Origin of the sequence: Nocardia sp. CDC153 (assembly GCF_035818515.1) — a bacterium.
GTDB lineage: Bacteria > Actinomycetota > Actinomycetes > Mycobacteriales > Mycobacteriaceae > Nocardia.
The window spans coordinates 83,341-109,554 of the sequence record NZ_JAYKYU010000009.1 but is presented as its reverse complement, the minus strand read 5'-3'; the positions used below and the strand labels follow the sequence as shown (position 1 = coordinate 109,554).

The 26,214-nt window shown below is 68.8% G+C and carries 24 protein-coding genes and 1 riboswitch; of the genes, 6 read left to right on the top strand and 18 right to left on the bottom strand.

Annotation, left to right across the window (positions count from 1 at the left end; translation table 11 throughout):
* Positions 1-11: 11 nt before the first annotated feature.
* Positions 12-1,727 (bottom strand): acyclic terpene utilization AtuA family protein, encoded by a 1,716-nt coding sequence (locus VMT65_RS36725; protein WP_326313301.1) that lies wholly within the window; start codon positions 1,725-1,727, stop codon positions 12-14.
* Between the two features lie 167 nt (positions 1,728-1,894).
* On the opposite strand from VMT65_RS36725, the gene VMT65_RS36720 reads away from it, so the two are divergent.
* On the top strand, positions 1,895-2,053 hold the full coding sequence (locus VMT65_RS36720) for a hypothetical protein (RefSeq protein ID WP_326313300.1): 159 nt from the start codon (positions 1,895-1,897) through the stop codon (positions 2,051-2,053).
* On the opposite strand, the gene VMT65_RS36715 is transcribed toward VMT65_RS36720, so the two are convergent.
* From VMT65_RS36715 to thiO, 6 genes are all read right to left on the bottom strand, one after another.
* Positions 2,054-2,821, bottom strand: coding sequence for an adenylate/guanylate cyclase domain-containing protein (locus VMT65_RS36715; protein ID WP_326313370.1), 768 nt, complete (start codon positions 2,819-2,821; stop codon positions 2,054-2,056).
* A 546-nt stretch (positions 2,822-3,367) separates the two neighbouring features.
* Positions 3,368-4,186, bottom strand: coding sequence for an ABC transporter permease (locus tag VMT65_RS36710; protein ID WP_326313299.1), 819 nt, complete (start codon positions 4,184-4,186; stop codon positions 3,368-3,370).
* Positions 4,186-5,130, bottom strand: a complete 945-nt coding sequence (locus VMT65_RS36705) for an ABC transporter ATP-binding protein (RefSeq protein WP_326313298.1) — start codon at positions 5,128-5,130, stop codon at positions 4,186-4,188. Before VMT65_RS36705 ends, VMT65_RS36710 begins: the two co-directional genes overlap by 1 nt.
* 140 nt (positions 5,131-5,270) lie before the next feature.
* A complete protein-coding gene (locus tag VMT65_RS36700; RefSeq protein ID WP_326313297.1) occupies positions 5,271-6,035 on the bottom strand; it encodes a thiazole synthase in 765 nt (254 codons plus the stop codon).
* Positions 6,028-6,237, bottom strand: coding sequence for a sulfur carrier protein ThiS (gene thiS / locus VMT65_RS36695; protein ID WP_326313296.1), 210 nt, complete (start codon positions 6,235-6,237; stop codon positions 6,028-6,030). Before thiS ends, VMT65_RS36700 begins: the two co-directional genes overlap by 8 nt.
* Positions 6,234-7,328: a glycine oxidase ThiO gene (gene thiO / locus VMT65_RS36690; protein ID WP_326313295.1), complete on the bottom strand. Its 1,095-nt coding sequence runs from the start codon at positions 7,326-7,328 to the stop codon at positions 6,234-6,236. The genes thiS and thiO overlap by 4 nt, the downstream gene beginning before the upstream one ends.
* 153 nt (positions 7,329-7,481) lie before the next feature.
* Between thiO and thiE the strand changes: the two genes are divergently transcribed.
* Positions 7,482-8,183 (top strand): thiamine phosphate synthase, encoded by a 702-nt coding sequence (gene thiE / locus VMT65_RS36685; protein ID WP_326313294.1) that lies wholly within the window; start codon positions 7,482-7,484, stop codon positions 8,181-8,183.
* Here the strand turns inward: thiE and VMT65_RS36680 are convergent, their stop codons facing one another.
* Together VMT65_RS36680 and VMT65_RS36675 are read right to left on the bottom strand one after the other, a co-directional pair.
* Positions 8,184-10,367, bottom strand: a complete 2,184-nt coding sequence (locus tag VMT65_RS36680; RefSeq protein ID WP_326313293.1) for a molybdopterin-containing oxidoreductase family protein — start codon at positions 10,365-10,367, stop codon at positions 8,184-8,186.
* 3 nt (positions 10,368-10,370) lie between these two features.
* Positions 10,371-11,042, bottom strand: a complete 672-nt coding sequence (locus VMT65_RS36675; protein ID WP_326313369.1) for an NUDIX domain-containing protein — start codon at positions 11,040-11,042, stop codon at positions 10,371-10,373.
* Positions 11,043-11,198: 156 nt separating this feature from the next.
* Here VMT65_RS36675 and VMT65_RS36670 point away from each other — a divergent pair, with 156 nt between their 5' ends.
* From VMT65_RS36670 to VMT65_RS36660, 3 genes are read left to right on the top strand one after another with little or no spacing between them, the layout of a single operon-like run.
* Positions 11,199-12,530 (top strand): hypothetical protein, encoded by a 1,332-nt coding sequence (locus VMT65_RS36670; protein WP_326313292.1) that lies wholly within the window; start codon positions 11,199-11,201, stop codon positions 12,528-12,530.
* Positions 12,530-13,513 (top strand): glutamate ABC transporter substrate-binding protein, encoded by a 984-nt coding sequence (locus VMT65_RS36665; protein WP_326313368.1) that lies wholly within the window; start codon positions 12,530-12,532, stop codon positions 13,511-13,513. The genes VMT65_RS36670 and VMT65_RS36665 overlap by 1 nt, the downstream gene beginning before the upstream one ends.
* Positions 13,513-15,885, top strand: coding sequence for a serine/threonine-protein kinase (locus tag VMT65_RS36660; RefSeq protein ID WP_326313291.1), 2,373 nt, complete (start codon positions 13,513-13,515; stop codon positions 15,883-15,885). The genes VMT65_RS36665 and VMT65_RS36660 overlap by 1 nt, the downstream gene beginning before the upstream one ends.
* Before the next feature lie 189 nt (positions 15,886-16,074).
* Here VMT65_RS36660 and VMT65_RS36655 read toward each other — a convergent pair whose 3' ends face one another.
* The 3 genes from VMT65_RS36655 to fgd form a co-directional block, all read right to left on the bottom strand.
* A complete protein-coding gene (locus VMT65_RS36655; protein ID WP_326313290.1) occupies positions 16,075-17,271 on the bottom strand; it encodes an acetate kinase in 1,197 nt (398 codons plus the stop codon).
* Entirely contained in the window at positions 17,268-19,349 is a 2,082-nt protein-coding gene (pta, locus tag VMT65_RS36650) for a phosphate acetyltransferase (RefSeq protein WP_326313289.1), read from the bottom strand. The genes VMT65_RS36655 and pta overlap by 4 nt, the downstream gene beginning before the upstream one ends.
* 306 nt (positions 19,350-19,655) lie before the next feature.
* Complete coding sequence (fgd, locus tag VMT65_RS36645) at positions 19,656-20,663, bottom strand: glucose-6-phosphate dehydrogenase (coenzyme-F420) (RefSeq protein WP_326313288.1); 1,008 nt, start codon at positions 20,661-20,663, stop codon at positions 19,656-19,658.
* 296 nt (positions 20,664-20,959) lie between these two features.
* Between fgd and VMT65_RS36640 the strand changes: the two genes are divergently transcribed.
* The gene (locus tag VMT65_RS36640; RefSeq protein ID WP_326313367.1) at positions 20,960-21,718 is read left to right on the top strand and encodes an HAD-IIA family hydrolase; all 759 of its coding nucleotides are present in this window, start codon (positions 20,960-20,962) and stop codon (positions 21,716-21,718) included.
* A 13-nt stretch (positions 21,719-21,731) separates the two neighbouring features.
* Here VMT65_RS36640 and VMT65_RS36635 read toward each other — a convergent pair whose 3' ends face one another.
* From VMT65_RS36635 to VMT65_RS36610, 6 genes are all read right to left on the bottom strand, one after another.
* Positions 21,732-22,193 (bottom strand): MarR family winged helix-turn-helix transcriptional regulator, encoded by a 462-nt coding sequence (locus tag VMT65_RS36635; RefSeq protein WP_326313287.1) that lies wholly within the window; start codon positions 22,191-22,193, stop codon positions 21,732-21,734.
* On the bottom strand, positions 22,190-22,834 hold the full coding sequence (locus VMT65_RS36630; protein ID WP_326313366.1) for a type 1 glutamine amidotransferase family protein: 645 nt from the start codon (positions 22,832-22,834) through the stop codon (positions 22,190-22,192). Before VMT65_RS36630 ends, VMT65_RS36635 begins: the two co-directional genes overlap by 4 nt.
* A gap of 65 nt (positions 22,835-22,899) precedes the next feature.
* Positions 22,900-23,712: an alpha/beta fold hydrolase gene (locus VMT65_RS36625; protein ID WP_326313286.1), complete on the bottom strand. Its 813-nt coding sequence runs from the start codon at positions 23,710-23,712 to the stop codon at positions 22,900-22,902.
* A gap of 117 nt (positions 23,713-23,829) precedes the next feature.
* Positions 23,830-25,044, bottom strand: coding sequence for an O-succinylhomoserine sulfhydrylase (locus VMT65_RS36620; RefSeq protein WP_326313285.1), 1,215 nt, complete (start codon positions 25,042-25,044; stop codon positions 23,830-23,832).
* A gap of 40 nt (positions 25,045-25,084) precedes the next feature.
* Positions 25,085-25,507, bottom strand: coding sequence for a rhodanese-like domain-containing protein (locus VMT65_RS36615; protein ID WP_326313284.1), 423 nt, complete (start codon positions 25,505-25,507; stop codon positions 25,085-25,087).
* 14 nt (positions 25,508-25,521) lie between these two features.
* Positions 25,522-25,637, bottom strand: a riboswitch (SAM riboswitch).
* 62 nt (positions 25,638-25,699) lie between these two features.
* Positions 25,700-26,146, bottom strand: a complete 447-nt coding sequence (locus VMT65_RS36610) for an Rv0361 family membrane protein (RefSeq protein WP_326313283.1) — start codon at positions 26,144-26,146, stop codon at positions 25,700-25,702.
* Between the last annotated feature and the right edge of the window lie 68 nt (positions 26,147-26,214).

Genomic DNA, 26,214 nt, shown 5'->3' with positions numbered 1-26,214 from the left:
GTATCCGGTGGTCATGGCAGCAGCTCCACGGGGATCTCGAGGTGTCGGGCCCGCAGCCATTCGCCGAGCCCCTTGGCCTGCGGGTCGAAACGGGCCTGATAGGCCACGCCCGCGCCGAGCAGGCCTTCGACAATGAAGTTGAGTGCCAACAGATTCGGCAATACATGCCGGGTGACGGGCAGCTCGGCGGTCTCCGGCAGCAGGCGGCGCAGCTCGTCGACGGTGAGGGTGTGCACCAGCCAGCGCCACTGCTCCTCGGTGCGGACCCAGACACCGATGTTCGCGTTACCGCCCTTGTCACCGGAGCGTGCGAGCGCGATCGTGCCCAGCGGCACCCGCTTGCTCGCGCCCGCCGGAAGCGGTTGCGGCAGCGCCGGTTCGGCGACCGCGTCGAGTTCGAGGGTCTCCCCCGCCGGGGCGATCGCCACCTCGGAGCCGTCCGGCAGCACCGCCGTGTGCGGGACCTCCTTGGCATCCACGTAGCCCGGCGTGAACACGCCGTAGGGGCCGCCGTTGCCGGGCGGGGAGGTCAGCGAAAAGCCGGGGAAGCTGGCCAGCGCCAATTCGACCGCGACACTGGAGAAATTGCGGCCCACCTTGTTCGGGTCCGGGTCGCGCACCACGCAGCGCAGCAGGGCGCTGGCCTGCTCCTCGGTGTCGGCGTCGGGGCGGTCCAGGCGGGCCAGGGTCCACTCCAGCTCGGCGGGCCGGACGGCCAGCCAGGATTCCAGCTGCCGTTGCGCCAGTGCGGCTTTGGCCTCGATATCGAGGCCGGTGAGGATGAACTCCATCTCGTTGCGGAAGCCGCCGATGGTGTTGGTGGAGACCTTCGTCCGCGGCGGCGGGGCCTCACCGGTGACCCCGCTGATGAGCACCCGATCCGGCGCGTCCTGGCTCACCCGGATGCTGTCGAGCCGCGCGGTGACATCCGGCCCGGCGTAGCGCGCACCCTGGATCTCGTACATCAGCTGCGCCTTGACCGTGTCCACGGTGACCGCGCCGTCGGTGCCCTCGTGCTTGGTGATGACGCTGCTGCCGTCGCGGCGCACCTCGGCGATCGGGAAGCCGGGGCGGCCCAGATCGGCGATCTCGGTGAAGAAGGCGAAGTTGCCGCCGGTGGCCTGGGTACCGCATTCGATCACGTGCCCCGCCACCACCGCACCGGCCAGCGCGTCGTAATCGGTTCGGCCCCAGCCGAAGTGCGCGGCCGCCGGTCCGACGACCACCGACGCGTCGGTGACCCGGCCGGTCACCACGATGTCCGCGCCCGCGTTCAGGCATTCGGCGATGCCCCACCCGCCCAGATAGGCATTGGCGGTCAGCGGTGCGCCCAGCCCGAGTTCGCCCGCGCGTGCCAGCAGGTCGTCACCGGTCACATGGGCGACTTTCGGTGCGAGACCGAGGTTCTCGGCCACCTCGCGGATCCGCTGCGCGAGCCCGGCCGGATTCAGCCCGCCCGCGTTCGACACGATCTTCACGCCCGACTCCAGGGCCAGCCCGAGGCAGTCCTCCACCTGCTTCACAAAGGTCTTGGCGTAGCCGAGGTTCGGATCCTTCATGCGATCCCGTCCCAGGATCAGCATGGTGAGCTCGGCCAGATAGTCGCCGGTCAACACGTCGAGCTGCCCGCCCTCGAGCATCTCCCGCATGGCGCTGAGCCGATCGCCGTAGAACCCGGAACAATTGCCGATCCGGATGACATCCGGAGTGTCGGCGAGCTGACTCATGAAGGGCCTCCTGTGCACACCTGAGTCCGGCGCAGCTTCGGCGCTGCGGTCGGTTACAGGGTCACATCCACCCCTGAAAAAAGCAAGCCCGCGTGCTTGTTATTCAAAGAATCACCAGTTCGGGACCGGTGACCGGAGTGGCGGCAACCTTCAGGCAGACTGGGCGCGTGTCCTCAGACGTCACCGCCATCGTCCTGCTCGCCCTCGCCGGATTCCTGCTCGGCGGGGCGTACTCGCTGTTCAAGACCTCGCGGCCACTGGCCATCGGCCTGGGCGCGTGCGGCGTCCTCGCGGCAGTGGGCGCGATCTTGTGGATGACCAGCTAGCTATTCGGCTTCGAGGCGGAAGATGCGCAGATCTTCCGGGACCCCGCTGAGGGGAGCCGCGAAAAAGCTCCGGCGGTAAGGCTTTACGCCCAGGCCGAGTTCCTCGAGCGTTTCGGGCTGCAGGGCGTCGAGGGTCGCGCCCGAGATCATGGTGTTGCCATTGCCGCCCGCCTCCATGACGCGGGCGGCGATATTCACGTCGATGCCGAGCCAGTCGCCGCCGATCTCCCGCGGGCTGCCGGTGTGCAGGCCCAGGCGCATCTGCGGGCGGTAGCCGTCCACGGAAACCGCGGAGAGGTTCTCCTTGGCGGCGATGGCCGCGCGCACCGCGCGGTCCGCGGACGGGAACACGGCCATGACACCGTCACCCATGCGCTTGACCACCTGGCCGCCGCGATCATTGATCGGCGGCTCGATGGCCTTGGCCACCCGCCGCAGCAGATCCAGGGTCACCTCGTCGCCCGCGGCCAGCGACCAACTGGAGAAGGCCACCAGATCGGTGAACATGATGGTGATCTCCTGCGCCCCACGGCCTTTGCCGACCCGTTCCAGCATGGCCTGCCAGACCTGCAGCGCGCCCAGCCCCAATTCGCGTGCGGCACTGGGGGAATCGCCGACCAGCTTGTCGGCCGCGCGAGCCACGGCGCGCACGCCGCCGGGACCGGACACCGAGAGCGGATCGCCGAAGGCCGGATCGCCGGGCAGGTTCTCGCGGGCCTTGCGGATGACGCCGATCAGATCGCCGCGCTGATTGGCGGCGTTGACCAGGGCCGAGAGCTGCCCCGGAAACCGGCCGCGCCGACGCGGCTGCCCGTCGGATTCGGCGTCGTCCGCGGAGAGTTCGGCGGGGATCAGGGGAATGACCACATCCGGGTCGATGCGGTTGTCCCGCGCCCGGTTGCCGCTCGCCTCGCGCGAGCGGTTGCGATCGGTTCCCAGTCCGTCCGTGCGGTTCGCGTCGGAGGCGCGTTCACCGCCGTCGGAGGGTCGTTCGCTCACGCCCAGAGCGTATCCCAGGGCTCGGTCCTGGGATGGATCAATGATTGCCACCTGACACCTCCCGATCGGTGCTAGCGGCCACTTCATTGGACCCGCCGATGTTTGAGTGTTTTGGTTGCTGAGGCGATGCTACAGACCGTTCAGTCCGAGATCTAGAAGATTCCGGCCGGAAGCGAAAGTTTTCACACGGCCTTAGCCCGCCGCTCGGAAATGACATCGGCCCGACACGGAATTCCGCATCGGGCCGATGCCTGCCGCCGGGCCGGGCAGTGGCCGGCGGCTCCCCGGGCAGGGTCTCTATTCGATGGTCACGAGCTAGGCGTCGCGCTTGTTCACCACGAACAGCGCGGCACCGAAGACGATCGCCACGAAGACGGCGAAGTAGATCAGACCACCCCACGGTCCCCAGTGCCAGTACTGGGATTTCTCGTCCACGGTACCCAGGAACCGGCCCGCGTTCTGGAACGGCAGCAGCACCTGGATCTCGCGGCCGATCTTGCCGAACGCGCCGACCATGGGCTCGATGATCACCGGCCACACGATCAGCAGCGACAACGCGCCCGCCGACTGCCGGATCAGCGTGCCCACGCCCACGGCCAGGAACACCACCAGCAGGATGAACAGCGGCACGGCGTAGAAGACGCGCAGATCACCGCTGCTCAGGCTCAGGTGACTGCCCGCGTCGTGGGTGACCATCGCCTTGAAGATGAAGAATCCGAGGAAGGTCAGCATCGCGCTCAGCAAACTCATAGCTACCCCGATGACACCCGCCTTGGTGAGCAGGACCGTGGTCCGGTTCGGGCTGGCCAGGAAGGTCGTCTTGATGGTCCCGAAGCGGTATTCACTGGTCACCGCGAGCGCGGCCAGGATCATGACCATCAGGTAGCCGAAACCCGGAATGCCCTGGGCCAGACCGGTGATGCCCAGGCCCGCCACCGAGTTCTCCGCGTAAGGGGCGTCGGCAGGGGTCATCTTGCCCTCGGCCAGCTGATCCTGGAACACCCGCCAGGAGGCATTGAGCGCCAGGCTGAACAGGGCCGCGATACCGAGCGCGAACACCACCAGCAGGGCCGTGCACCAGACCGGGGACTTGGTCGAGGTGAGCTTGATTCGTTCCGCCGCGAGCACTCCCATCAGAGCGCACCTCCCATAACCTGATCGAAGCCTTCGCCGTGGTACTGCACCGCGCCACCGGTCATGCGCATGAACGCCTCCTCCAGCGAGGCCCGCTGCGGCGAGAGCTCGTAGAGCGTGATGTCGTTGGCGCCGGCCAATTTTCCGACCGCGTCACTGGTGACACCGGCGACGACCAGGGCCGGACCGTCGGCCTCGGCCCCGTCCTCGCGGACGGTCATGCCATTGGAGGTGAGCAGGCTGCGCAGCTGATCCAGCTGCGGACTGCGCACGCGCACCGACTGTTCCGAGGCCTTCTCGATGAAATCCTTCGTGGTGGTGTCGGCGATCAGGCGGCCGCGGCCGATCACGATGAGATGCTCTGCGGTCTGGGCCATTTCGGAGAGCAGGTGGCTCGACACCAGCACGGTGCGACCCTCCCCCGCCAGCCGCTGCATGAAGCGGCGGATCCACAGGATGCCCTCGGGGTCCAGGCCGTTGACCGGCTCGTCGAACAGCAGCACCTGCGGATCCCCGAGCAGCGCCCCGGCCAGGCCGAGCCGCTGCGACATGCCCAGGGAGAAGCCGCCCGCGCTCTTGTTGGCCACCTCGGACAGGCCGACCAGGCGCAGCACCTCCTCGACCCGGGCGGCCGGAATGTCATTGGAGGCGGCCATCCAGCGCAGATGCGAGCGCGCGGAACGGTTGGGGTGCACCCACTTCGCGTCGAGCAGCGCGCCGACCGTCTCCAGCGGCTTCTTCAATTCGTGGTAGGGCTGGCCGTTGATGAGGGCGGTGCCCGAGGTCGGGGTGTCGAGTCCCAGGATCATGCGCATGGTGGTCGACTTGCCCGCCCCATTGGGGCCGAGAAAGCCGGTCACCTGGCCGGGCGGGACCGTGAACGACAGGTCCGACACCGCGACGGTCTGGCCGTAGTGTTTGGTCAGGCCTCTCAGTTCGATCATGGGCACCAGTCTTCCCCACATTCGGAGCGCGCACTATCGCTAATTGGTAGCGCGTCGCTCATCCTCAGGGATGACTACGGCCGGACCACGACTCCGGGTTCACAATCAGGGCCGACCGGTTCGGAATTCGGCCCGTCTGCTCAGAATCCGGGCGAGGAGGCCTGGGCCCAGAAGCGCTTGGGGATGCGACCGGCCTGGCGGGCGAGCCAACCGGCCTCGACGGCGCGGGCCATGGCGGCGGCCATGAGGGCGGGCTGGCGGGCGCGGGTGACCGCGGTCGCCAACAGCACGGCCGAGCAGCCGAGTTCCATGGCCAGGGCGGCGTCGCTGGCGGTGCCGATGCCCGCGTCGAGAATGACCGGGACGCCCGCGGCGGCCACGATCATCTCGATATTGTGCGGATTGCCGATGCCCAGGCCGGTGCCGATGGGCGAGCCCAGCGGCATGACCGCGGCGCAGCCGATGTCCTCGAGCCGCTTGGCCAGCACCGGATCGTCATTGGTGTAGGGCAGCACGGTGAAGCCGTCGTCCACCAATTGCTCGGCGGCGGCGACCAATTCGATGGCGTCGGGCAGCAGGGTGCGCTCGTCGGCGATGACTTCCAGCTTCACCCAATCGGTTTCGAGCGCCTCGCGGCCCAGCTGCGCGGTGAGCACGGCCTCGGCGGCGGTGCGACAGCCTGCGGTATTGGGCAGCGGGGCGATCTCGAGGCGCTTGAGCAGATCCAGCACGCCGGTGCCGCCCGCGGCGTCCACCCGGCGCATGGCCACGGTGGTCAGCTCGGTGCCGGAGGCGACCAGTGCCTCCTCCAGGACCGCCAGATTCTCCGCGCCGCCGGTGCCGGTAATGAGCCGCGAACCGAATTCGCGACCCGCGATGACCAGGGGCTCGACGAGACTAGCCACCCTGCACCGCCGTCAGCACCTCGATCTCCCAGCCGCGGCCGACCGGTTCGTCCCAGCGGGACTTGGGGAACACCGCGCCGTCGATGGCCAGGGCCACGCCCTGGGACGGCAGGTTCAGGCGATCCAGCAGTTCACGCACGGTGAGCGCGTCGGGGAAGACATGGTCCTGCCCGTTCACGGTCACGCCGACCGGGATTGTCATCGAACTCCTCCTGGGTAAAGCGATGCGGCAACCGAAGATTCGGGGAACCGCCGCGGATGCGCGGGGGCGGCCTCGGGCAGCTCGGTATCGGTGAGCAGGGCGAGGACGGCGTCGGCGGTGACGGGGGTATCGAGAATGCCGTTGCGGCCGTGGCCCGCCGCCACGATCACGCGGTCGTCGAGATGGCCGATGAGCGGCAGATTGTCCGGGGTGCCGGGGCGGTGACCGGCGATGGCCTCGGCGAATTCGTACTCGCCCAGGCCGGGCAGCACCGACTCGGCGTCGGTGACCAGATCGCGCACGCCCGCCACGGTGACGGCGGTGTCGAAGCCGACCTCGTATTGGGTTGCGCCCAAAACGATTCCGTCGTGGCGGGGCACGATGTAGATGGGACGCCCGTGCACGCGCGCGCGAATGACGCGCCGGGGCGGGGTCGGCGCGCTGGGGCGGCGGCGCAGGCGCAGGATCTCGCCCTTCACCGGTCGAATCGGCAGACCGGGCCACAGCTGCGCCGCGGCGGCCCCGGTCGCGAGGACGACGCGGTCGTGCGGCAGGTCGGCCAGGGCTGCCACGCGTTCGGCGCGGAACTCGACTCCGGCTGCGCCGCAGGCGATTCGGAGCGCGTCGACCAGGGCCCGATTGTCCACGGCCGGTTCGGTGCTCGCGAGCAGTCCGGCGCGCACACCGCGACCCAGATTCGGTTCCGCGGCGCGCACGCCCGCGCGGTCCAAGACGCGCAGTTCGTGGCCGCGGGCATTGACCCAGTCGGCGATGGTGCGCAGGTCCGCGGCATCGGCGGCGTCGAGGGCGACGGTCAGGGTCTCATCGGCGACGAAGACATCGGTACCGCTGATCGCCTTCAGCTCGGCGGCGAAGCCGGGCCAGCGGGCGAGGGAGGCGGCGCCGAAGGCGAGGGCCTCGTCCTCGCCGGGCCAGCCTTCGGACAGCGGTGCGAGCATGCCGCCCGCCACCCAGGAGGCTCCGGAGCCGACGGCCGGGTCGAAGAGGGTGACGGTAAAGCCCGCTCCGGCGGCCCGCCAGGCCGCCGACAGTCCGATCACACCGCCGCCGACGACGGCCAAAGTCCGCATTAGATCCACCTAACCCGCCCGGACGCCGCCGGGACCTGCATATATACCTTTCGAAACCGAAAATTCACGGGTGACCGTCGCGCTGCCCGGCAGCGGGTGCGTCCCCATGGGTCGTTTCGACTCAACCACCGTAGCGCGACTACCGTCGTGGCTGTGCAACCCTCCCACCCGAACCGGCCGGTATCCCCACGGGAGCGTCTCGCGACCGCGCGGCTCTACCTGTGCACCGACGCCCGCCGCGACAAGGGCGACCTGGCCCAGTTCGCCGAAGCCGCCCTCGCGGGCGGTGTCGACATCATTCAGATCCGCGACAAGGGCTCGCGCGGGGAGAAGCAGTTCGGCCCGCTCGAGGCCAAGGCCGAACTGGGTGCGCTCGCCGAATTGAAGGCCGCGGCCCGCCGCCACGGCGCGCTGGTCGCCTGCAACGACCGCGCCGATATCGCGCTCGCGGCCGGGGTCGACGTGCTGCACCTGGGTCAGGGCGATCTGCCGCCCTGGTACGCGCGGCAGATTCTGGGCAGCGAGGTCGTGCTGGGCCGCTCCACCCACAATCGCGCGCAGGCCGGACTGGCCGCGATCGACGAACACATCGACTACTTCTGCACCGGCCCGGTCTTCGCCACCCCGACCAAGCCCGGCCGCACCCCCGCGGGCATCGACCTGGTCCGCTCCACCGCCGATTCGCACACCCAGCGCCCGTGGTTCGCCATCGGCGGCATCGACGAGCAGACCCTCCCCGAGGTGCTGGACGCGGGCGCGACCCGAATCGTGGTGGTACGAGCCATTACCGAGGCCGACGACCCGGAGGCCGCGGCCCGCGCGATCAAACAGCGGATCCTCGAGAACGACCGCTGATCAGGCGACCGGGTCCAGGCGGATGGGGACGCCGTTCAGGTTGGACATGCCCGCGAGGCGTTCCACATCGGCGAGCTCGGTGGACATCAGGTCGTTGACGTTCGCGCCGCCCGCGGCGTTCGCGCGCTGCCAGCCGCCGCGGTGACCCCAGCCGTGCGGGATGGCCACGGTGCCCTCGGTCATGTCCTCGGTCAGGCGGGCGGTGACCTCGATGGAGCCGTGGGCGGAGGTGACCCGGCAGCGGTCGCCGTCGTTGATGCCCGCCACCGCGGCGTCCTTGGGGTTGATGCGGGCCGCGTGCTCGCGGTCGCCGCGCATGAGCGCCTCGACATTGTGCATCCACGAGTTGTGGGATTTGAGCTCGCGCAGGCCGATCACGCGCAGCGGGTAGGTGGGGTCGGCGGGACGATCGGCGAGGGTGCGCAACTCGATGATGATCTCGTCGGGGTCCAGCCGGACGCGACCGCCCTTGTGCATCACCACTTCTCGCAGCACGCCGGTGGTGATGGCGTCGGCCAGCACCACGCCGTGCGGGTGGCGGCGCAGCATGCGCAGGCTGATTCCCTTGCGGCGCAGGCCGAACAGATCACCGTAGGGGCCGGTGCGCAGGGCCAGATCCGCCAGCAGGGTCGGGGTGGGGCGCGCCGAGGCCAGGCCGGGCACGCGGCGGCGCAATGAGCTCAGCAGGCGACCCATCGGGCGAGCCGGCCCGACGGCGAAGGGCTGCACGCCGATTCGGGTCGCGAGGGCGTCGATGATCCGCCATTCCTCGCGGGCCTCCCCGTACGGCTCCACGACGCGCTCGGTGTACTGGGTGTACGGGGTCGGGGAGAGCGCGGTGAACGGCAGCGGAATGTCGTCGCGCTCGAGGAAGGTGGTCGCCGGGAGGATGTAGTCGGCCAGCCGGTTGGAGTCGTTGACGTAGATGTCGATGGAGACGTGCAGGTCGAGTTGTGCCAGGGCGGAGGCCAATTCGCGGCCGTTGGGCACCGAGGACACCGGATTGCCCGCCGAGGTGAACAGGGCCCGCAGTCGACCCGGCCCCGGCGTGGTGATCTCCTTGGCCATGATGGCGGCCGGGAAGGTGCCCAGCACATCCGGGAATCCGCCCACGCGGGAACGGTTCTTGCCGTAGCCGACGAAACCCAGGCGGGCGTTCAGCTTGGAGACCGCCACCAGCTCCTTGCCGAAGACGGCGCCGCCGGGCCGGTCCAGATTGCCGGTGACCAGGGACAGCGCGTCGATGAGGAAGGCCACCAGGGTGGCGTGCCGACCCAGGCAGGTGCCGGTGCGGCCGTAGACGGCGGCGCTCTCGGCGCGGGCCAGATCGCGCGCCAGGGCGCGCACCCGGTCGGGTTCGAGGCCGGTCACCTCGGCGGTGGCCTCGGGCGTGAAACGGCTGACGGCCGTGCGCAATTCGCGGACCCCGGAGGCTTGGCGGCGCAAGGCTTCGGCGTCCTCGAGACCCTCGTCGAAGATGACCTGCAGCAGCGCGGCCAGCAGCCAGGCGTCTCCGTCCGCGCGCACCCCGACGTGCTCGAACAGCTTGGCCGTCTCGGTGTTTCGCGGATCGACCACGACCACGCGGCCGCCGCGCTTGGTGATCGCGGTGAGCTTCTCGCGAATCCGCGGCACGCTCATCACACTGCCGTGCGAGATCAGCGGATTCGCGCCCAGCATGAGCAGGAAGTCGGTGCGGTCCAGGTCGGGCACCGGCACCGAGGTGAGCGAGCCGTAGAGCAGCTGACTGGCCACGAAGCGGTTGTTCACGTCCTGGGAGCCCGCCGAATACACGTGCTTCAGCCCGGCGGCCAGCTGGAATCCCAGCATCCACAGGGTGTGTGAGTAGGAGAAGGAGGACGGGTTCCCGAAATACCAACCGAGGCTTTCGATTCCGTGCAGGTCGATGAGTCGGCGCAGCCGCTCGCCGATCTCGTCCAGCGCGGTATCCCAGGAGATCCGCTCGAACTCGCCCTCGGGCGTGCGCCGCAGCGGGTGGAGCACGCGGTCCGGATCGTTCTGGATCTCGGTGAACGCGATGCCCTTCGGGCAGGCATTGCCGCGGGAGAGCGGATGCTCCTTGTCGGCGCGCAGCTGCACCAGCCGACCGTCCTCGACGGTGGCGATCAGCCCGCAGAGCGGCTCACAGATTCGGCAGTAGGTCGGAAGCTCGCGCGTGCTCACGGCTCAAGACAACACCTGATCCAGAGTGAGGAACAACACATTTCCGGCCAATTCGGTCTGTTTCGGGTCGGATCCGCCGCCGATGCGGGCCGTGCGGCCGTCCCCGTCGCCATTGGAGTGCAGCCAGAGGAATCCGAGCTCGGCCAGGTCCAGGGTGCGCGGCAACGCGGCCGCCACCGCCTCGGACTCGGCGAAACCCTCCAGGCTGACGCGGGTGGGTGTGGCGCGCAGGGTCGGCCAGGCCGCGGCGAAACCCGGATGCAGCGGACGGTCCTCGACCTCGTCCTCGGGGACCCAGACCAGATCCTGACTCTCCTTGTTGCCGCGGGTCTCGAGGCGGTCGGCCGCGTCGGCGACGACCGTCGTGTAGGTCCAGCCGCTGGGCGCGGTCGCGGTCACCCGGGAGCCGCGCACGCGAATCGAGCCGGGCGCGATGCCCGCCTCCTCCTCGGCCTCGCGGACCGCGGCGTGCACGGTGGTCTCGTGCGAGTCGCGGGCGCCGCCGGGCAGGGCCCAGGTGCCGCCCTGATGGGTCCACGCGGCGCGGTGATGCAGCAGGACCGCGGAGCCGCCGCCGATGAGCGGGGCCCGCAGCAACAGTCCGGCAGCGCCGTAACGGCCCCATTGACGGGTGCCATCCGGACTTTCCGCCCAACCGTCGCCGTCACCACGCATCGCCACAATCCCATCGTCCGAACACGCCGTGGTGCGCGTTTCCCGCACGGTGGGGCACACCGCGGGGATTCCCGCGTCACGGCGGAGGTACGTCCACAATAAGCTCATCCGACGGGAACAAGTCGGTCGTTCGATTTCGGTCACTGGGAGGTGAGGATGGCTCGTACCGCGGAGTTGGATATCGAGGAGCTGTCCCCGCGCGCGTCCGCCGCGGCCTGGCGAGAACGCTTCGCCACCACCGAACTGCGCTCGTTCGCCCAGTCCTCCCCGGCCAAATTGATCGCCGTCGGACTGGTGCTGCTGAGTCTGTGTGTGACCGCGGGCATCGTGACCGCCACCGCGGTCACCAACCGGCAACAAGCCCTCGACGTACTGCTGAGCGAATCGGAACCCGACGCCTACTCGGCGCAGCGGCTCTACACCTCGTTGTCGGTGGCCGACGCGTCGGCGGGCACCGCGTTCATCTCCGGTGGGCTGGAGCCCAAGCCGGTGCGCGACCGCTACAACCAGGCGGTCGGCGAGGCCGCCGCCGAACTGGTCACCCAGTCCAATCGCAGTGAGGGCGACGCGGATACGCATCTGCGCAGCGGGATCGCCACCGGCCTGCCGGTCTACACCGGGATCGTCGAGACCGCGCGGGCCAACAATCGCGGCGGACAACCGGTCGGCGCGGCGTATCTGAGCGAGGCCTCCAATCTCATGCAGACCACCCTGCTGCCGATGGCGCAGGAACTGCAGGAGCACCGGTCCGCGGCCATCACCGCCACCCAGCGCAATCACGTGCGGCCGCCGTGGCCGGCCATCCTGCTGCCGCTGCTGGCCGTCGCGGCCCTGATCATCGCGCAGCTGTTCCTGTTCCGCCGCTGGCACCGGGTATTGAATCTCGGTCTGCTGCTGGCCAGCGCGACCATGGTGGTGCTGCTGGCCTGGACGGTGGTGGCGGGCATCATCTCCGCGGTGGACACCACCCACGCCCGCGACGACGGCAGCATTCCGACCGCCGCGCTCACCGAGAGCCGCATCCTGGCCCAGCAGGCGCGCACCGCCGAGACCCTGAAACTGGTGCGCCGCGACACCAGCGCCGACTACGACCGCACCTACGACCAGGCCATTGGAAAACTGCGAAACATCCTGTCCGGCTACGCATCCGACGCGCCCGGCGCGAACGACGTGAAGACCGCCGCGGACGCGCTGGACCGCTGGCGGGCCGCCCATCAGCGCATGAACGAGGCGCTGTCCAAGGGCGATTTCCTCGGCGCCGCCGCCGTCGCGACCGGGCCCGGCGCGAACGAGGCCACCGCCCAGACCGACGCCCTGGACAAGGCCCTCGGCGACGGCATCGCCGAGACCCGGAACATGTTGCGCGCCGACACCTCTCACGCCGCCCGCACCCTGGACCTGCTCGGGCCGGGTGCGCTGGTGCTGAGCACGGCGGCCGCGGTGCTGGTCGCGGCGGGTCTGTGGCCACGGCTGCGGGAGTACCGATGATGCGAAGACCCGCCCGTCCGCTCGCCCTCGCGGCCCTGGCGCTGGCCGTGGCCGCCACGGCGGCCTGCGGCGACGACACGCCACCGCCGCCCGCGCCGTCCACCCGGGTGCCGAGCTATATCGAACCGCCGCTGCCGTCGGGAGCCGTGGTGGCGCAGACGCAATCGGCCCCGCCGCCGGTCGCCCCCGACTGCGGGGACCCGACGGCCAGCCTGCGGCCCAATGGGATTCGCAGCGGCCCGAACATCGATGCCATTCGGGCGCGCGGCCGACTACTCGTGGGCCTGGACCCGGGCAGCAATCTGTTCAGCTTCCGCGATCCGACCACCGGCACCCTGGCCGGCTTCGACGTGGACATCGCCAAGGAGCTGGCCCGGGATCTGCTCGGCGATCCGGCCGCGATCGAATATCGGATCCTCAGCTCGGCCGATCGCGAGAAGGCCCTGGTGGAGCACACCGTGGACGTCGTGGTGAAGACCATGACCATCAATTGCCAACGGCGGCAGACGGTCACCTTCTCGACCTCGTATCTGCAGGCGCACCAGCGGGTGCTGACCGTGCGCGACTCCGGCATCGCCGGGCTCACCGATCTCGCGGGCAAGCGGGTGTGCGTGGCCAGCGGCACCACCTCGCTCGACCTGATTCGGCGGCAGCAGCCCGCCGCCTCCGTCCTCACCGTGCCCGGCTGGGCCGACTGCCTGGTGGTGCTGCAGCAGCGGCAGGTCGACGCGGTCAGCACCGACGACACCGTCCTGGCCGGTCTGGCCGAACAGGATCCGGCCACCGAGGTGGTCGGGCCGAATCTGAGCACCGAGCAGTACGGCATCGGCATCTCCAAGGGCTCGGACGATCTGGTCCGCTTCGTCAACGGCACCCTGGAACGGATTCGCGCCGACGGCACCTGGGACCGGCTCTACCAGCGCTGGCTGGTGTCCGAGCTGGGCACCGCGGCCATCCCGCCCGCACCGAGGTATCAGGATTGATGACCACGCCGTCCGGATCCGAGCCCGCGCGCACCGAGATCACCACCCGGCCCGAACCGGCCGGGGACAGTGCGGAATTCCCGCCGACGCAGGCCACCGAGCGCACCCAGTTGACACCGCGCACGGCCGGGGAGGCGGACGAGGCCGTTCCCGAGGCGGAGCCCGTCCCGAAGGCGGAGTCCGTCCCCGAATCCGAGCCGCGCACACCGACGCGACCCTCACAGCGGACCGCGCGCATGACGCGCCCGCGGCCGGTGGTCCGGCGGCTCGGGGCCGGGCTGGTGCCGATCCCCACGGTCGAACCGGTCGATCCGGAAGCCGCGGTGCTGGAGGATCCGGTGGTGGCCGAGGGTCGCCGATTCTGTTGGCGCTGTGGGAAACCGGTGGGGCGGGCCACGCCGACGCAGCCGTCGACCACGGTGGGCACCTGCCAAACCTGCGGCGCGCCTTACGATTTCCGGCCGTCGCTGCATCCGGGCGATCGGGTGGCCGGGCAGTACGAGATCCAGGGCTGTATCGCGCACGGCGGGTTGGGCTGGATCTATCTGGCCATCGACCGGAATGTGAGCGACCGCTGGGTGGTGCTCAAGGGCCTCTTGCACGCCGGTGACGCCGAGGCGCAGGCCGTGGCCGTGGCCGAACGGCAGTTCCTGGCCGAGGTGGCGCATCCGAGCATCGTGAAGATCCACAATTTCGTGGAGCACGCGGGTTCGGACGGGACGCCCATCGGCTATATCGTCATGGAGTACGTGGGCGGGCATTCGCTGCGCGATCTGCTCGATCACTATGCGCCCGAACGCATGCCGGTCACCGAGGCCATCGCGTATCTGCTGGAGATCCTGCCGGCACTGGACTATCTGCACTCGGTGGGGCTGGCCTACAACGACCTCAAGCCCGACAACATCATGATCACCACCGATCGGGTGGAGCTCATCGACCTGGGCGCGGTCAGCCAGTTCGAGGCGTACGGAAACCTGTACGGCACCAGGGGATATCAGGCGCCGGAGATCGCGCAGACCGGGCCGACCGTGGCCTCGGACATCTACACCGTGGGCCGCACGCTGGCCGTGCTCACCCTGCACATGCCGATGGAACGCGGCGCGTATGTGGACGGCATCCCGGACCCCAAGGACGAGCCGATCCTGGCCCGGCACCGGTTCCTTTATCGGCTGCTGCTGCGCGCCACCCACCCGGACCCGGATCGCCGCTTCCCCTCGGCGCGGGTGCTGGGCAACCAGCTCACGGGTGTCCTTCGCGAGATCCTGGCCGTGGAGACCGGGACCGAGCATCCGCAGCTGTCCACGCTGTTCAGCCCGCCGCGCACCAGTTTCGGGACGGGTGAGCTGATCGCGCAGACCGACGGCATCATCGACGGCGTCGCCCGCGACACCCTGTTGCGGCCCGGCGAGGTGGTGGCGGCGCTGCCGGTGCCGATCATCGATCCCGGCGACCCCTCCGCGCCGCTGCTGGCCGGGGCCGCGCATCCCGAACCCCGCCACGCCCTCGACGAACTGCGGCACGCCCGCCAGCGCGCCACGGCCGAACCCGGCGGCGCGCCCGAGACTTTCGAGCTCGAGGTGACCCTGGCCGAGGCCCGCGCCCACCTGGATCTCCAGGAACCCGCGGCCGCGCGCATGCTGCTGGACCGACTCGCCGACGAGCCGCTGCCGCCAGCCCCGGATTGGCGCATCGACTGGTACCTGGGCCTGACCGAGCTGCTGGAACTGGAATACGAGCGCGCCTTCGCCCGCTTCGACGCGGTACTGGAGGCGCTGCCCGGCGAGATCGGACCCAAGCTGGCCTTGGCCGCCACGGCGGAACTCATTCTCCAGCACTGGGATTCGCCAGATCCGGAGGAGTGGCGGGTCTACGCCGAGAACTACTACGCCACCGTGTGGCGCACCGACCGGGGTGTGGTGAGCGCCGCGTTCGGGCTGGCCCGCCAGCTGGCCGCGGCGGGGAACATCACCGCGGCCGTGCACGCGCTGGATCAGGTGCCGCCCGCCTCGCGGCACTACTCCGAGGCGCGCATGACGGCCGTCCTCATGCTGCTGACCTGCGCTCCCGCAGCGGAATTGGATGAATCGACACTGCATGTCGCGGCCGCGCGGGTGCAGGATCTGCCGCCCGGCGAGGGGCGCGCGGCACAGCTGCGCATCCTCACCCTGGGCATCGCGCTGGGCTGGGTGCAGGCCGGGAAACGTCCGAAGTCGCCCGCCGCCAAGCTGTTCGGCTCCCCGTTCACCGAACGGGATCTGCGCCGCGGCATCGAAACGGGTCTGCGCGGCCTGGCGCGCTCCGCACCCGCGCGCACGCACCGCTACGCCCTCGTGGACCTGGCCAACGCGGTGCGCGCCAAATCCTGGTTCTGATCACCCGGAGAGAGCCCGTGTCGCCTGCGGCGATCTCGGGGGCAGCCTGAGATCACGGGGTCGGCGAGGGATATGTTCGATCCCTACCGCAGTTGTGCGTGGTGCGACACGGGTTCCGGTGGACCGGGGAAGAACCGGGCCCGTCGACCACGATGCCAGGGGCATCGTGATGTTTTCATGAAGAAGTTTTCAGGCCACCAGGTCGGCGGCCGCGCGGGCGATGGCGAGCTCCTCGTTGGTCGGCACCACCAGTACCGAGATCGCGGAGTCGTCCGTCGAGATGCGCCGGGCCGAGCGGTCTTTCGCGGTATTGCGGGCCTCGTCGAGCTTGATGCCGTAGTTCTCCAGCCCGGCCAGCGCCTCGGCGCGGACGTGCGCGTCGTTCTCGCCGACACCGGCGGTGAAGGTGATGGCGTCCACCGTGCCCAGGTCGATCAGGTACGCGCCGATGTAGCGGCGCAGGCGGTGGATGTAGACGTCGAAGGCCAATTTCGCGGTGGGATGGCCGGTTTCGATGAGCTGACCCAGTTCGCGGAAGTCGTTGACACCGGAGATGCCCTTGATGCCGGAGTGCCGGTTGAGCAGGTTGTCCACATCGTCCACGCCCATGCCCGCGGTGCGGATCAGGTGGAAGATGATGCCCGGGTCCAGATCTCCGGAGCGGGTGCCCATGACCAGGCCCTCGAGCGGGGTCAGACCCATGGTGGTGTCGACGGCCCGTCCGGCGCGAATGGCCGAGGCCGACGCGCCGTTGCCCAGGTGCAGCACGATCTGATTGAGCTCGGACCGGTCCTTGCCCAGGAAGGCCGCGACCTGCCCGGAGACGTAGTCGTGCGAGGTGCCGTGGAAGCCGTACTTGCGAATGCCGTGCGCGGCGGCGGTTTCCGCGTCGATGGCGTAGGTCTTGGCGGCGGCGGGCAGGTTGTGGAAGAACGCGGTGTCGAACACCGCGACCTGCGGCACGTCCGGCAGCAGCGCCCGCGCCGACTCGATGCCGGTGACATTCGGCGGATTGTGCAGGGGGGCCAGCGCGGACAGGTCGATGATCGCCTTGACCACGTCGTCGTCGATCAGGGTCGGCCGGTAGAAGACCTCGCCGCCGTGCACCACCCGGTGCCCGACCGCACCCAGGTCGGCGTGGGCCAGATCCTGGCCGCTCGCGCCGAACAGGTCGAACACCACCCGCAGGCCCGCCGCGTGATCGGCGACGGGTCCGCGGTGCTCGAAAGTCTCTCCGCCGCACTTGTGTTCGACGGTGACGACATCGCCCTCGACGTCCTCGCCGATGCGCTGCACCGTGCCGGAGGCCACCACATGAGCCGATTCCGGTTCCAGCAGTTGATATTTGATGGACGAGGAACCGGAATTGATCACCAGTACCTTCATTGCGCCTCCTGTTGGGCTTGAATGGCGGTGATGGCGACGGTGTTGACGATGTCGGCGACGAGCGCGCCGCGCGAGAGGTCGTTGACCGGCTTGCGCAGACCCTGGAGCACGGGGCCGATGGCCACCGCGCCGGCGCTGCGCTGCACCGCTTTGTAGGTGTTGTTACCCGTATTGAGGTCCGGGAAGATGAAGACCGTCGCCTGACCCGCCACCTCGGAATTGGGCAGCTTGGTCTTGGCCACCGTGGGTTCGATGGCGGCGTCGTACTGAATCGGGCCCTCCACCAACAACTCCGGGGCACGCTCGTGCACCAGCTTGGTGGCGGTGCGGACCTTGTCGACGTCCGCGCCGGAGCCGGATTCACCGGTCGAGTACGAGAGCATGGCCACGCGCGGGTCGATGCCGAACTGGGCGGCGGTGCGCGCGGAGGAGATGGCGATATCGGCCAGCTGTTCCTGGGTCGGGTCCGGCACCACGGCGCAGTCGCCGTACACCAGCACCCGATCCGCGAGACACATGAGGAAGACCGACGACACCGTGGACACGCCCGGCGTGGTCTTGATGATCTCGAAGGACGGGCGGATGGTGTGCGCGGTGGTGTGCGCCGCACCCGACACCATGCCGTCGGCGACACCCATGTGCACCATCATGGTGCCGAAATACGAGATGTCGCTCATGAATTCGCGGGCGCGGTCCACCGTCATGCCCTTGTGGGCGCGCAGGCGGGCGTACTCCTCGGCGAATTCGTCGCGCAGCGGGCAGGTCTTGGGGTCGAGCACCTCGGCGGCGTCGATGTCCACGCCCAGTTCGGCGGCGCGGCCGCGAATGGCGGCCTCCTCGCCGAGAATGGTGAGGTCGGCGATCTTGCGCTGCAGCACGCGACCGGCGGCGCGCAGAATGCGGTCGTCGTCGCCCTCGGGCAGCACGATGCGCTTGCGGTCGTTGCGGGCGCGCTCGATGAGCTGGTATTCGAACATCTGCGGGGTGACCACGTTCGGAATCGGAACGTCGATCTGCCGCAACAGTTCTCGCGGATCTACGCGCTCCTCCATGACGGCCAGCGCGGTGTCGACCTTGCGAATGCTGGACAGCGAGACCCGGCCGCGGGTGAGCGCGGTGGCCTTGGCGGTCTCGTAGGTGCCGAGGTCGGTGGAGAGGATGGGCAGCTTGGGCTTGAGGCCCGCCATGAGCCGCGCGATGGACGGCTCGGGCAGCATGCCGCCGTTCATGATGATGCCCGCCAGCGACGGAAAGCCTTCCGCCTCATGGGCGTTCACCAGGGCGAGCAGCACGTCGGAGCGGTCGCCGGGGGTGATGACGGCGACGCCGTCGGTGAGCCGCTCCAGAATGTGTTCGGCGGTCATGCCGCCGACGATCACCTCGAGGGCCTCGCGCTGCATGAGTTCCGGGTCGCCGCTGTAGAGTTCGCCGCCGATGGCCTCGCGCAGCTCCTCCATGGTGGGGGCCTGCAGCAGCGGCACCTCCGGCAGCGCCCAGGACGGCACGGCCGCAACCTTTTTCAGCACGGCGTCGTCGGCCTCGAGCTGGGCGGGCTCGCAGCGGTTGGCGACCACGGCCACCAGCTTGGCGTGCTCGGCCACCAGCTCGCCGCGGCACAGCTCCACCAGCTGACCCAATTCGTCTGGGGTGCGGCCGATTCCGCGCACCACGAGCAGCACGGGCGCACCGAGGTTCACGGCGATGCGGGCGTTGTAGCGCAGTTCGCTGGGGCTGGCGACATCGGTGTAGTCGGAGCCGATGATGAGCACGGCGTCGCACTGCTTGGCGACCGCGTGATAGCGCATCACGATCTCGCTGATCGCCGCGTCCGGGTCCTCGTGCACCTGTTCGTAGGTGACGCCGATGGCCTGGTCGTAGTCGACATCGGAGGTGGAGTGCTCGAGCAGCAGCTCGAGGATGTAGTCGCGTCCGTTCGCGGACCGGGTGATGGGTCGGAACACGCCTACGCGCGGTGTGGTCGCGGCGAGGGCCTGCAGGACGCCGAGCGCCACCGTCGACTTGCCGGTGTCGCCCTCGGGGGACGCGATGTAGACACTGGAAACCGGTGTGGCAGCCATGAGCAGAAGACTACCGACCGATATGGGCCGATTTCCGCTGCTGCCTGGCAACACGACATTCGGTCCGACTGATGCACAGTTGCTATTAGTTGGTCAAGGCCCGTCCGAGCTGGGGTTTCCGCGACCGCCCATACCCGAACCCATCGGCGCGAGACCGCAATCACATGACATATGTCCCGGTCCGGCACCACTTTTCAGCCAACGAGCGGCACACCGGGACCGGACTTCGCAAGGGATGTCCGTCCCGATGTGCCGCTCGATGAGGTGTGACGCAGGTCCCGTCAGAGTCGAATGGGACGCGACGCGTCAGAGCGCGCGCAGACGCGGGGCCAGATCGCGCTGGAACAGGTCCAGGAAGCGCTTCTGGTCGTGCCCGGGGGCGTGGAAGACCAGGTGGTTCAGGCCCGCGTCCAGGTACGGCTTGATCTGCTCGACGGCCTGGTCGGGATCGCTGGCCACGATCCAGCGCTTGGCGATCTGCTCGATCGGCAGCGCGTCGGCCGCGGCCTCCATCTCGATCGGGTCGGTGATGGAGTGCTTCTGCTCGGCGGTCAGCGACAGCGGGGCCCAGAAGCGGGTGTTCTCCAGCGCCAGAACGGGATCGGTGTCGTAGGAGATCTTGATCTCGATCATCCGGTCGATGTCGTCGAGGGTGCGCCCGGCCTTGGCCGCGCCCTCCTCGACGGCGGGCATGAGCTTCTCGGTGTAGAGGTCCATGCCCTTGCCCGAGGTGCAGATGAAACCGTCACCGGCGCGACCGGCGTAGCGGGCCACCAGCGGACCACCCGCGGCGATGTAGACCGGGATGCCGCCCTTGGACACGTCGTAGATGGAGGCGCCGACGGTCTTGTAGTACTGGCCGTCGAAATCGGTGCGCTCGCCCGTCCACAGGGCGCGCATCAGATCCACCGACTCGCGCAGCCGCGCGAAACGCTCCTTGAATTCGGGCCATTCGCCGGTGTAGCCGGTGGCGATCTCATTGAGCGCCTCGCCGGAGCCGACGCCGAGCATGATGCGGCCCGGGTACAGGCAGCCCATGGTGGCGAAGGCCTGCGCGATGACCGCGGGGTTGTAGCGGAAGGTCGGGGTCAGCACCGAGGTGCCGAGCTGAATGCGGCTGGTGCGCTCGCCCACCGCGGCCAGGAAGGCCAGCGAGAACGGGGCGTGACCGCCATTGTGCCGCCAGGGCTGGAAATGGTCGGAGACGGTCGCGGAGTCGAGGCCGTGCGCCTCCGCCTCCACCGCCAGCTCCACCAGTTCGCGCGGGCCGAACTGTTCCGCGGATGCCTTGTAACCGAGCTTGAGGTCCTTCACCTGGGCACTCCTGTCGCCTTGCTGCGCTTGGGTTGTGCGGGCCAACCTCCCGCCGGTCGCCTGCGACGCGCGCGCCGCAAACGGACTTACCTCGCACCCTAGTCAGCGGCGGAAAGCGGTGCGGCAGGGGTCACACCCAAGACGTCGAACCCCGGGTCGGGGAACGGTATTCCAGGGATGAGACCGGTCGGACGGTCAGCAAGAGCAGGAATATATGAGCGCCCGGTCCGGGGATAGCGGAGAATGTGCGCGTGACCAACTCGAGCGCAGATCCGATCCTCTCCTACCTGACCGACATGGACGGCGTCCTCGTGCACGAGAACCACCTGGTGCCCGGGGCCGATCAGTTCCTCGCCGAACTGCGCGACAACGACATCCCGTTCCTGGTGCTCACCAACAATTCGATCTACACCGCGCGCGATCTGCAGGCCCGGCTCAAGCACACCGGCCTGGAGATCCCGGTCGAGGCCATCTGGACCTCCGCGCTGGCCACCGCGACCTTCCTGAACGAGCAGCGCCCGGGCGGCACCGCCTACGTGGTCGGCGAGTCCGGCCTCACCACCGCGCTGCACGAAATCGGTTACATCCTCACCGATTCCGATCCGGACTACGTGGTGCTGGGCGAAACCCGCACCTACTCTTTCGAAGCCATCACCACCGCCATCCGGCTCGTCGCGGCGGGCGCGCGCTTCATCGCCACCAATCCCGACGCCACCGGACCCTCGCGCGAGGGCATTCTCCCGGCCACCGGCTCGGTCGCGGCGCTGATCACCCGGGCCACCGGCAAGGAGCCGTACTACGTCGGCAAGCCCAACCCGCTGATGATGCGCTCGGCACTGCGCCGCATCGGCGCGCACTCGCAGTCCACGGTCATGATCGGCGACCGCATGGACACCGATGTGATCGCGGGGCTCGAGGCGGGCATGCGCACCATCCTCGTGACCACCGGCATCTCCACCCCGGCTCTGGTCGAACAGTTCCCGTACCGCCCGACCACCATCCTGCCGTCGGTGGCGGCCCTGGTCGGCAAGACCAAGGACCCGTTCTCGGCCTAGTCGAAAAGACCGGTCACGCCGCGTCCGTAGCGTCGCCCTCGAGCGCTTCGAGGGCGACCGACAGGTCGGTGAGCGCGTCCACGATGCGGGCCAGCTTTTCCTTACCCAGTTGCGCCGTCAGGCGTTTCGCCATGGCCGCGTGCTGCGGATCGATCCGTCGCACCGCGTCGTGACCGCCCTCGGTGATCGCCACCAGCTTGGCGCGCCGATGCGCCGGATTCGGGCGGTATTCGGCAAATCCCTTGTCCACCAGCAGATCCGCGACGCGTTGCACGCTCTGCCGGGTGATGCCCATCTCGCGCGCGATGCCCGCGACCGGCAGCGGCCCGTGCACCACCGCGCCCAGCACCTGCCACCAGGCCACGGTGATTCCGGCGGGCTTGGCCAATTCCTCCGCGATGGCGAGGAATTGACCGTTCAGCTTGAACGACGTGACCGCCGCGGTGGCGAAGAGCTGCTGTTCGGTGCGCGTCATCGGGTTTTCACCGCCCGCTGCTGCTCGTACTCGTAGAGCGCGTAGAACCCGGCGGGGTCATTGTTTCCGTACAGCTTGTACCAGGCCTCGAGCACGTGCGGCTCGAAAATGTCGAGGCGAGCGAAGATCTCGCGGGCGAAGTCCACCGGACGGGTGCCGGTCGCCGTGATCAGGTCCCCATCGGTGACCGCGGTCGCCGACGTGACGTAGTGCTCGCCCCCCGAATATCCGGAGTAGCCAAGGTATCCCGGGTCGTTGCTGGTGTGCGGCCGCTCGTCGAGCAGCCCCTCCTTCGCCAGGCCGAAGGTCGCACCGCAGATGGCGGCGACCGGGACACCGGCGGCGAGGAACTCCCGGGCCTCACGGGCGAACGCCGTGATCGGACTGTCCGGATCGAATTCGGTGCCCAATCCGGGGAGTATGAGCATGGCACTGTCGGCGGGCTTCAGGTCCTCGAGCACCAGGTCCGGCACGACTCGCATGCCACCCATCGAGGTGACCGGATCGGCGGTGAGCGCCACCGTCTTCACCCGCCAGTTCCCCGGATCCCGGTGCCACAGTTCGCGATTGATGTGGGCCGTCGCATATCCGACCTCCCAGTCCGAGAAGGTGTCGTACACGGCCATGTGGACTGTTCTCATCATGACAGTATGCTGTCATATTTGACAGCATACTGTCAATGATTCGGTCTGCTCCGGTTCTCCCATCAAGCGACCTCGCGGACCGCGTCGGCCACGGCCTTGAAGTCCTTGCGCAGAATGTGATCGTGGTTGCTGGCGACCTTCGCACTGATCGCGATGTGGGGATTGCGTTCGCACGCACCGGCGACCGAGGCGCGGATCACCTCCTGCTCGTCACCGTGGCTGCCCAACGACGAGCCCGAGGCGAGCACGAACCGGGTGGGCACCGCGATGTTGTCCAGGACCGGTCCCAGGACCGCGGCCCGCGACAGCTTGCCCAGCTCGATATTGCTCTCGGCCTGCTGCGCGGCGGTCAGCTTCGGGGTCAGGCCCGTCGGGCGCAGCAGCGCGGTGATCGGGGCGAGCCGCTTGAACAGCTTGCGGATGCGCGCCTCCATGGCGTCGTCCAGCCAGTCATGCGGCATCGCACCGTCGACCAGCACCGCACCGATGGCCCGGTCGGGGTTGCGGTTCGCCCAGTTCGCGGCAACCAGCGCGCCGTACGACCAGCCGATCACGATGGCCTTCTCGACGCCCCGGGCGGCGAGCACGGCGTCCACATCGCGGACGCACGCCTCGAAGGAGTAGTCGGCGGACTTCAGCGACTTCTTGCCGCGCGCCCGCTCGTCGAAGGTGATGTGGCGGAAGCCGTCACCGAGCTCGGCGATGACATGCTTCCAGTAGCCCTGGGTGGCGAACTGGCCGTTGAGGTAGATCACCGGGATGCCGTCGCCGCCGGTATCGGTGCAGAACAGGGCGGTGTCGTCGACCGGAATCATGCCGGTCCAGGTGGTGGAGGAGGAAGCGGAGGAAGCGGAGGAGCTGTTGTTCTTCGTCATGCCGACAACTTTCGGCGGGTGGCCTGATATCGGCCTGACACCGTCCTGACGTCTCCCCTGACATGGAAAAAGGGCCGGAATCCAGTGGGTTCCGGCCCTTTTCGAACGATCGACGGATCAGCTCAGCGCGTGATCCAGATCGTTCAGCAGATCTTCGACATCCTCGAGGCCGATCGAGATGCGCACGACGCCGTCCGTAATGCCCACGGCCGCACGGCCTTCCGGGCCCATGGCGCGGTGCGTCGTGGTGGCCGGGTGGGTGATGAGGGTCTTCGCGTCACCGAGGTTGTTGGAGATGTCGATGATGCGCAAGCGGTTGAGCACCTCGAAGGCCCGCTTCTTGGCCTCGTTCTCGGCGGCCTTCAGCTCGAAGGTGATTACCGTGCCGCCGCCGGACATCTGGCGCTTGGCCAGCTCGTACTGCGGGTGCGAGGACAGGAACGGGTACTTCACCCAGGCCACCGCCGGATGGTTCTCGAGGAACTGGGCGATCTTCAGGGCGGAGTCCACCGACTGGCGCAGCCGCAGCGGCATGGTCTCGAGACCCTTGAGCAGCGTCCAGGCATTGAACGGGCTCAGCGCCGGACCGGTGTGGCGCATCAGGTTCTTCACCGGACCGTCGATGTAGTCCTGCGGGCCCAGGATCGCGCCGCCGAGCACGCGGCCCTGGCCGTCGATGTGCTTGGTGCCCGAGTAGACGGTGATGTCCGCGCCCAGGTCGAAGCCGCGCTGCAGCAGCGGGGTGGCGAAGACGTTGTCCAGCACCACCTTCGCGCCCGCCGCGTGAGCGAGATCGGAGACCGCGCGCACATCGGTGAGGGTCTGCATCGGATTCGAGGGGGTCTCGAAGAAGACGGCCTGGGTGGGCACCGACAGCGCCTTTTCCCACTGGTCCAGATCCTCGCCGTCGACGAAGACGGTCTCCACGCCCCAGCGCGGCAGGATCTCATTGGCCACCACGAAGCAGGAGCCGAACAGGCTGCGCGCCGCCACCAGTCGATCGCCCGCGGCGAGCAGCGCGCCCAGCGCGGTGAACACCGCCGACATGCCCGACGCGGTCGCGAAACAGGCCTCCGCGCCGTCGATCAGGCGCAGCCGCTCCTCGAACATGGCGACCGTCGGATTGCCGTAGCGGGAGTAGACGAAATGCTCGATATCGCCGGTGAACGACGCCTCGGCCGCCTCGGCGCTCTCGTAGACGAAACCCGAATTGAGGAACAGCGCCTCGGAGGTCTCGTCGAAGCCGGAGCGGCGGGTGCCGCCGCGCACGGCCTGGGTGGCGGGGCCGACGCCCTCGGGCAGCGGCTTGTCGAAAGAGCCACCGGTGATCATGACTGGTTCCCTTCGGAGGAGCTGGGGGAGCTGGGCGAAATCACGACTGCCGCCACGGCAGGCCGTCGGCCCGCCAACCGGTGGCACCGCGATGGCCCTGGCCGTCCAGCGCGCCCTCGAAACCGTCGACCACATTGAACGACGGCGTGATGCCGACGGTGGTGGCCGCGGTGGCCGCGCCGATGGAGCGCTGACCCGAGCGGCAGATGAACAGGACCGGGGCCTGCGAATCCGGGTTCCGGTCGGCGAGCGCCTGCTTCAACTGGTCCACGAACCGCGGGTTGGGCGTGCCGGTGGCGTCCACCCATTCGATCAGCGCGGTCGGGCGGCCGATCTCGCTGGTGTCGGGCACACCGACGAATCGCCATTCCGCCTCGGTGCGCACGTCCACCAGCACCGCATCCGGATTGTCGCGCAACAACTCCCATGCCTGCTTCGGCGTGATGTCACCCGCGTAGCTCACCTGTACCTCCTGTGAATCCGCACTTGCCGCATCGCTGCTCGATGCGTGGCCAGGTCGTCACCCGGAGCACCCCACCGCGGAGGAGGGTTGCCGACCAGCCAGCCGGGGCTTGGCGCTGGTACTCATGACCTGGGATGAGAGTGCCGAAAAAACCGGTGTTGTGTCAAACCCCCGGTCGGTCTTCGGACCTTGTCACGAACCGCAGACCAACCACCGGGAATTCTCCTTGGTGAAATGCCAAGTCGAGGTCGACTGCGCACCGTCCACGCTGAAGGTGACCTGGGCGGTGGCCTTGTCACCGTCGACCACCGGATCGTCGAGCCGATCGAAGGTGATGCCCGTGCCGCTCGTGCCCGCGATCTTCAGCGGGGAGTTGTTCTCGTCGAATCCCTTGCAGGCCACGGCCGGAACGAACTTGCCGGTGTCGTTACGGGACTTGATGAACTCGCCCGCGGCGACCGAGAGGCGATCGCGATCTGTGACATTCTTCTCAACCGGCGAGATCAGCGTCGCGATCACGATGCCCAGGATCACCGCCGCGATGACACCCGCCGCGAGCAGAAACGGCCACATGCTGCGGGTCTCGTTCTGCTCGATCGGAATCGACGTCTCCTCGACTGTCTCCTCGGCATCGCTCATGGGTAGATCATGCCTGGCGTTCCCGCAGTTTCCCCGCCCGCGCGCGGGGGCGCCCGTGCGCCATCGAT

Bases quoted from the DNA above. Each gene is read 5' to 3' on its own strand.
- VMT65_RS36620 (WP_326313285.1), bottom strand. From the start codon at position 25,044: ATGATCACCGGTGGCTCTTTCGACAAGCCGCTGCCCGAGGGCGTCGGC.
- VMT65_RS36655 (WP_326313290.1), bottom strand. From the start codon at position 17,271: ATGAAGGTACTGGTGATCAATTCCGGTTCCTCGTCCATCAAATATCAA.
- thiO (WP_326313295.1), bottom strand. From the start codon at position 7,328: ATGCGGACTTTGGCCGTCGTCGGCGGCGGTGTGATCGGACTGTCGGCG.
- VMT65_RS36665 (WP_326313368.1), top strand. From the start codon at position 12,530: ATGCGAAGACCCGCCCGTCCGCTCGCCCTCGCGGCCCTGGCGCTGGCC.
- VMT65_RS36710 (WP_326313299.1), bottom strand. From the start codon at position 4,186: ATGGGAGTGCTCGCGGCGGAACGAATCAAGCTCACCTCGACCAAGTCC.
- VMT65_RS36630 (WP_326313366.1), bottom strand. From the start codon at position 22,834: ATGAGAACAGTCCACATGGCCGTGTACGACACCTTCTCGGACTGGGAG.
- VMT65_RS36610 (WP_326313283.1), bottom strand. From the start codon at position 26,146: ATGAGCGATGCCGAGGAGACAGTCGAGGAGACGTCGATTCCGATCGAG.
- VMT65_RS36660 (WP_326313291.1), top strand. From the start codon at position 13,513: ATGACCACGCCGTCCGGATCCGAGCCCGCGCGCACCGAGATCACCACC.
- pta (WP_326313289.1), bottom strand. From the start codon at position 19,349: ATGGCTGCCACACCGGTTTCCAGTGTCTACATCGCGTCCCCCGAGGGC.
- VMT65_RS36670 (WP_326313292.1), top strand. From the start codon at position 11,199: ATGGCTCGTACCGCGGAGTTGGATATCGAGGAGCTGTCCCCGCGCGCG.
- VMT65_RS36640 (WP_326313367.1), top strand. From the start codon at position 20,960: ATGGACGGCGTCCTCGTGCACGAGAACCACCTGGTGCCCGGGGCCGAT.
- VMT65_RS36725 (WP_326313301.1), bottom strand. From the start codon at position 1,727: ATGAGTCAGCTCGCCGACACTCCGGATGTCATCCGGATCGGCAATTGT.
- thiS (WP_326313296.1), bottom strand. From the start codon at position 6,237: ATGACAATCCCGGTCGGCGTGACCGTGAACGGGCAGGACCATGTCTTC.
- VMT65_RS36635 (WP_326313287.1), bottom strand. From the start codon at position 22,193: ATGACGCGCACCGAACAGCAGCTCTTCGCCACCGCGGCGGTCACGTCG.
- VMT65_RS36675 (WP_326313369.1), bottom strand. From the start codon at position 11,042: ATGCGTGGTGACGGCGACGGTTGGGCGGAAAGTCCGGATGGCACCCGT.
- VMT65_RS36705 (WP_326313298.1), bottom strand. From the start codon at position 5,130: ATGATCGAACTGAGAGGCCTGACCAAACACTACGGCCAGACCGTCGCG.
- VMT65_RS36625 (WP_326313286.1), bottom strand. From the start codon at position 23,712: ATGACGAAGAACAACAGCTCCTCCGCTTCCTCCGCTTCCTCCTCCACC.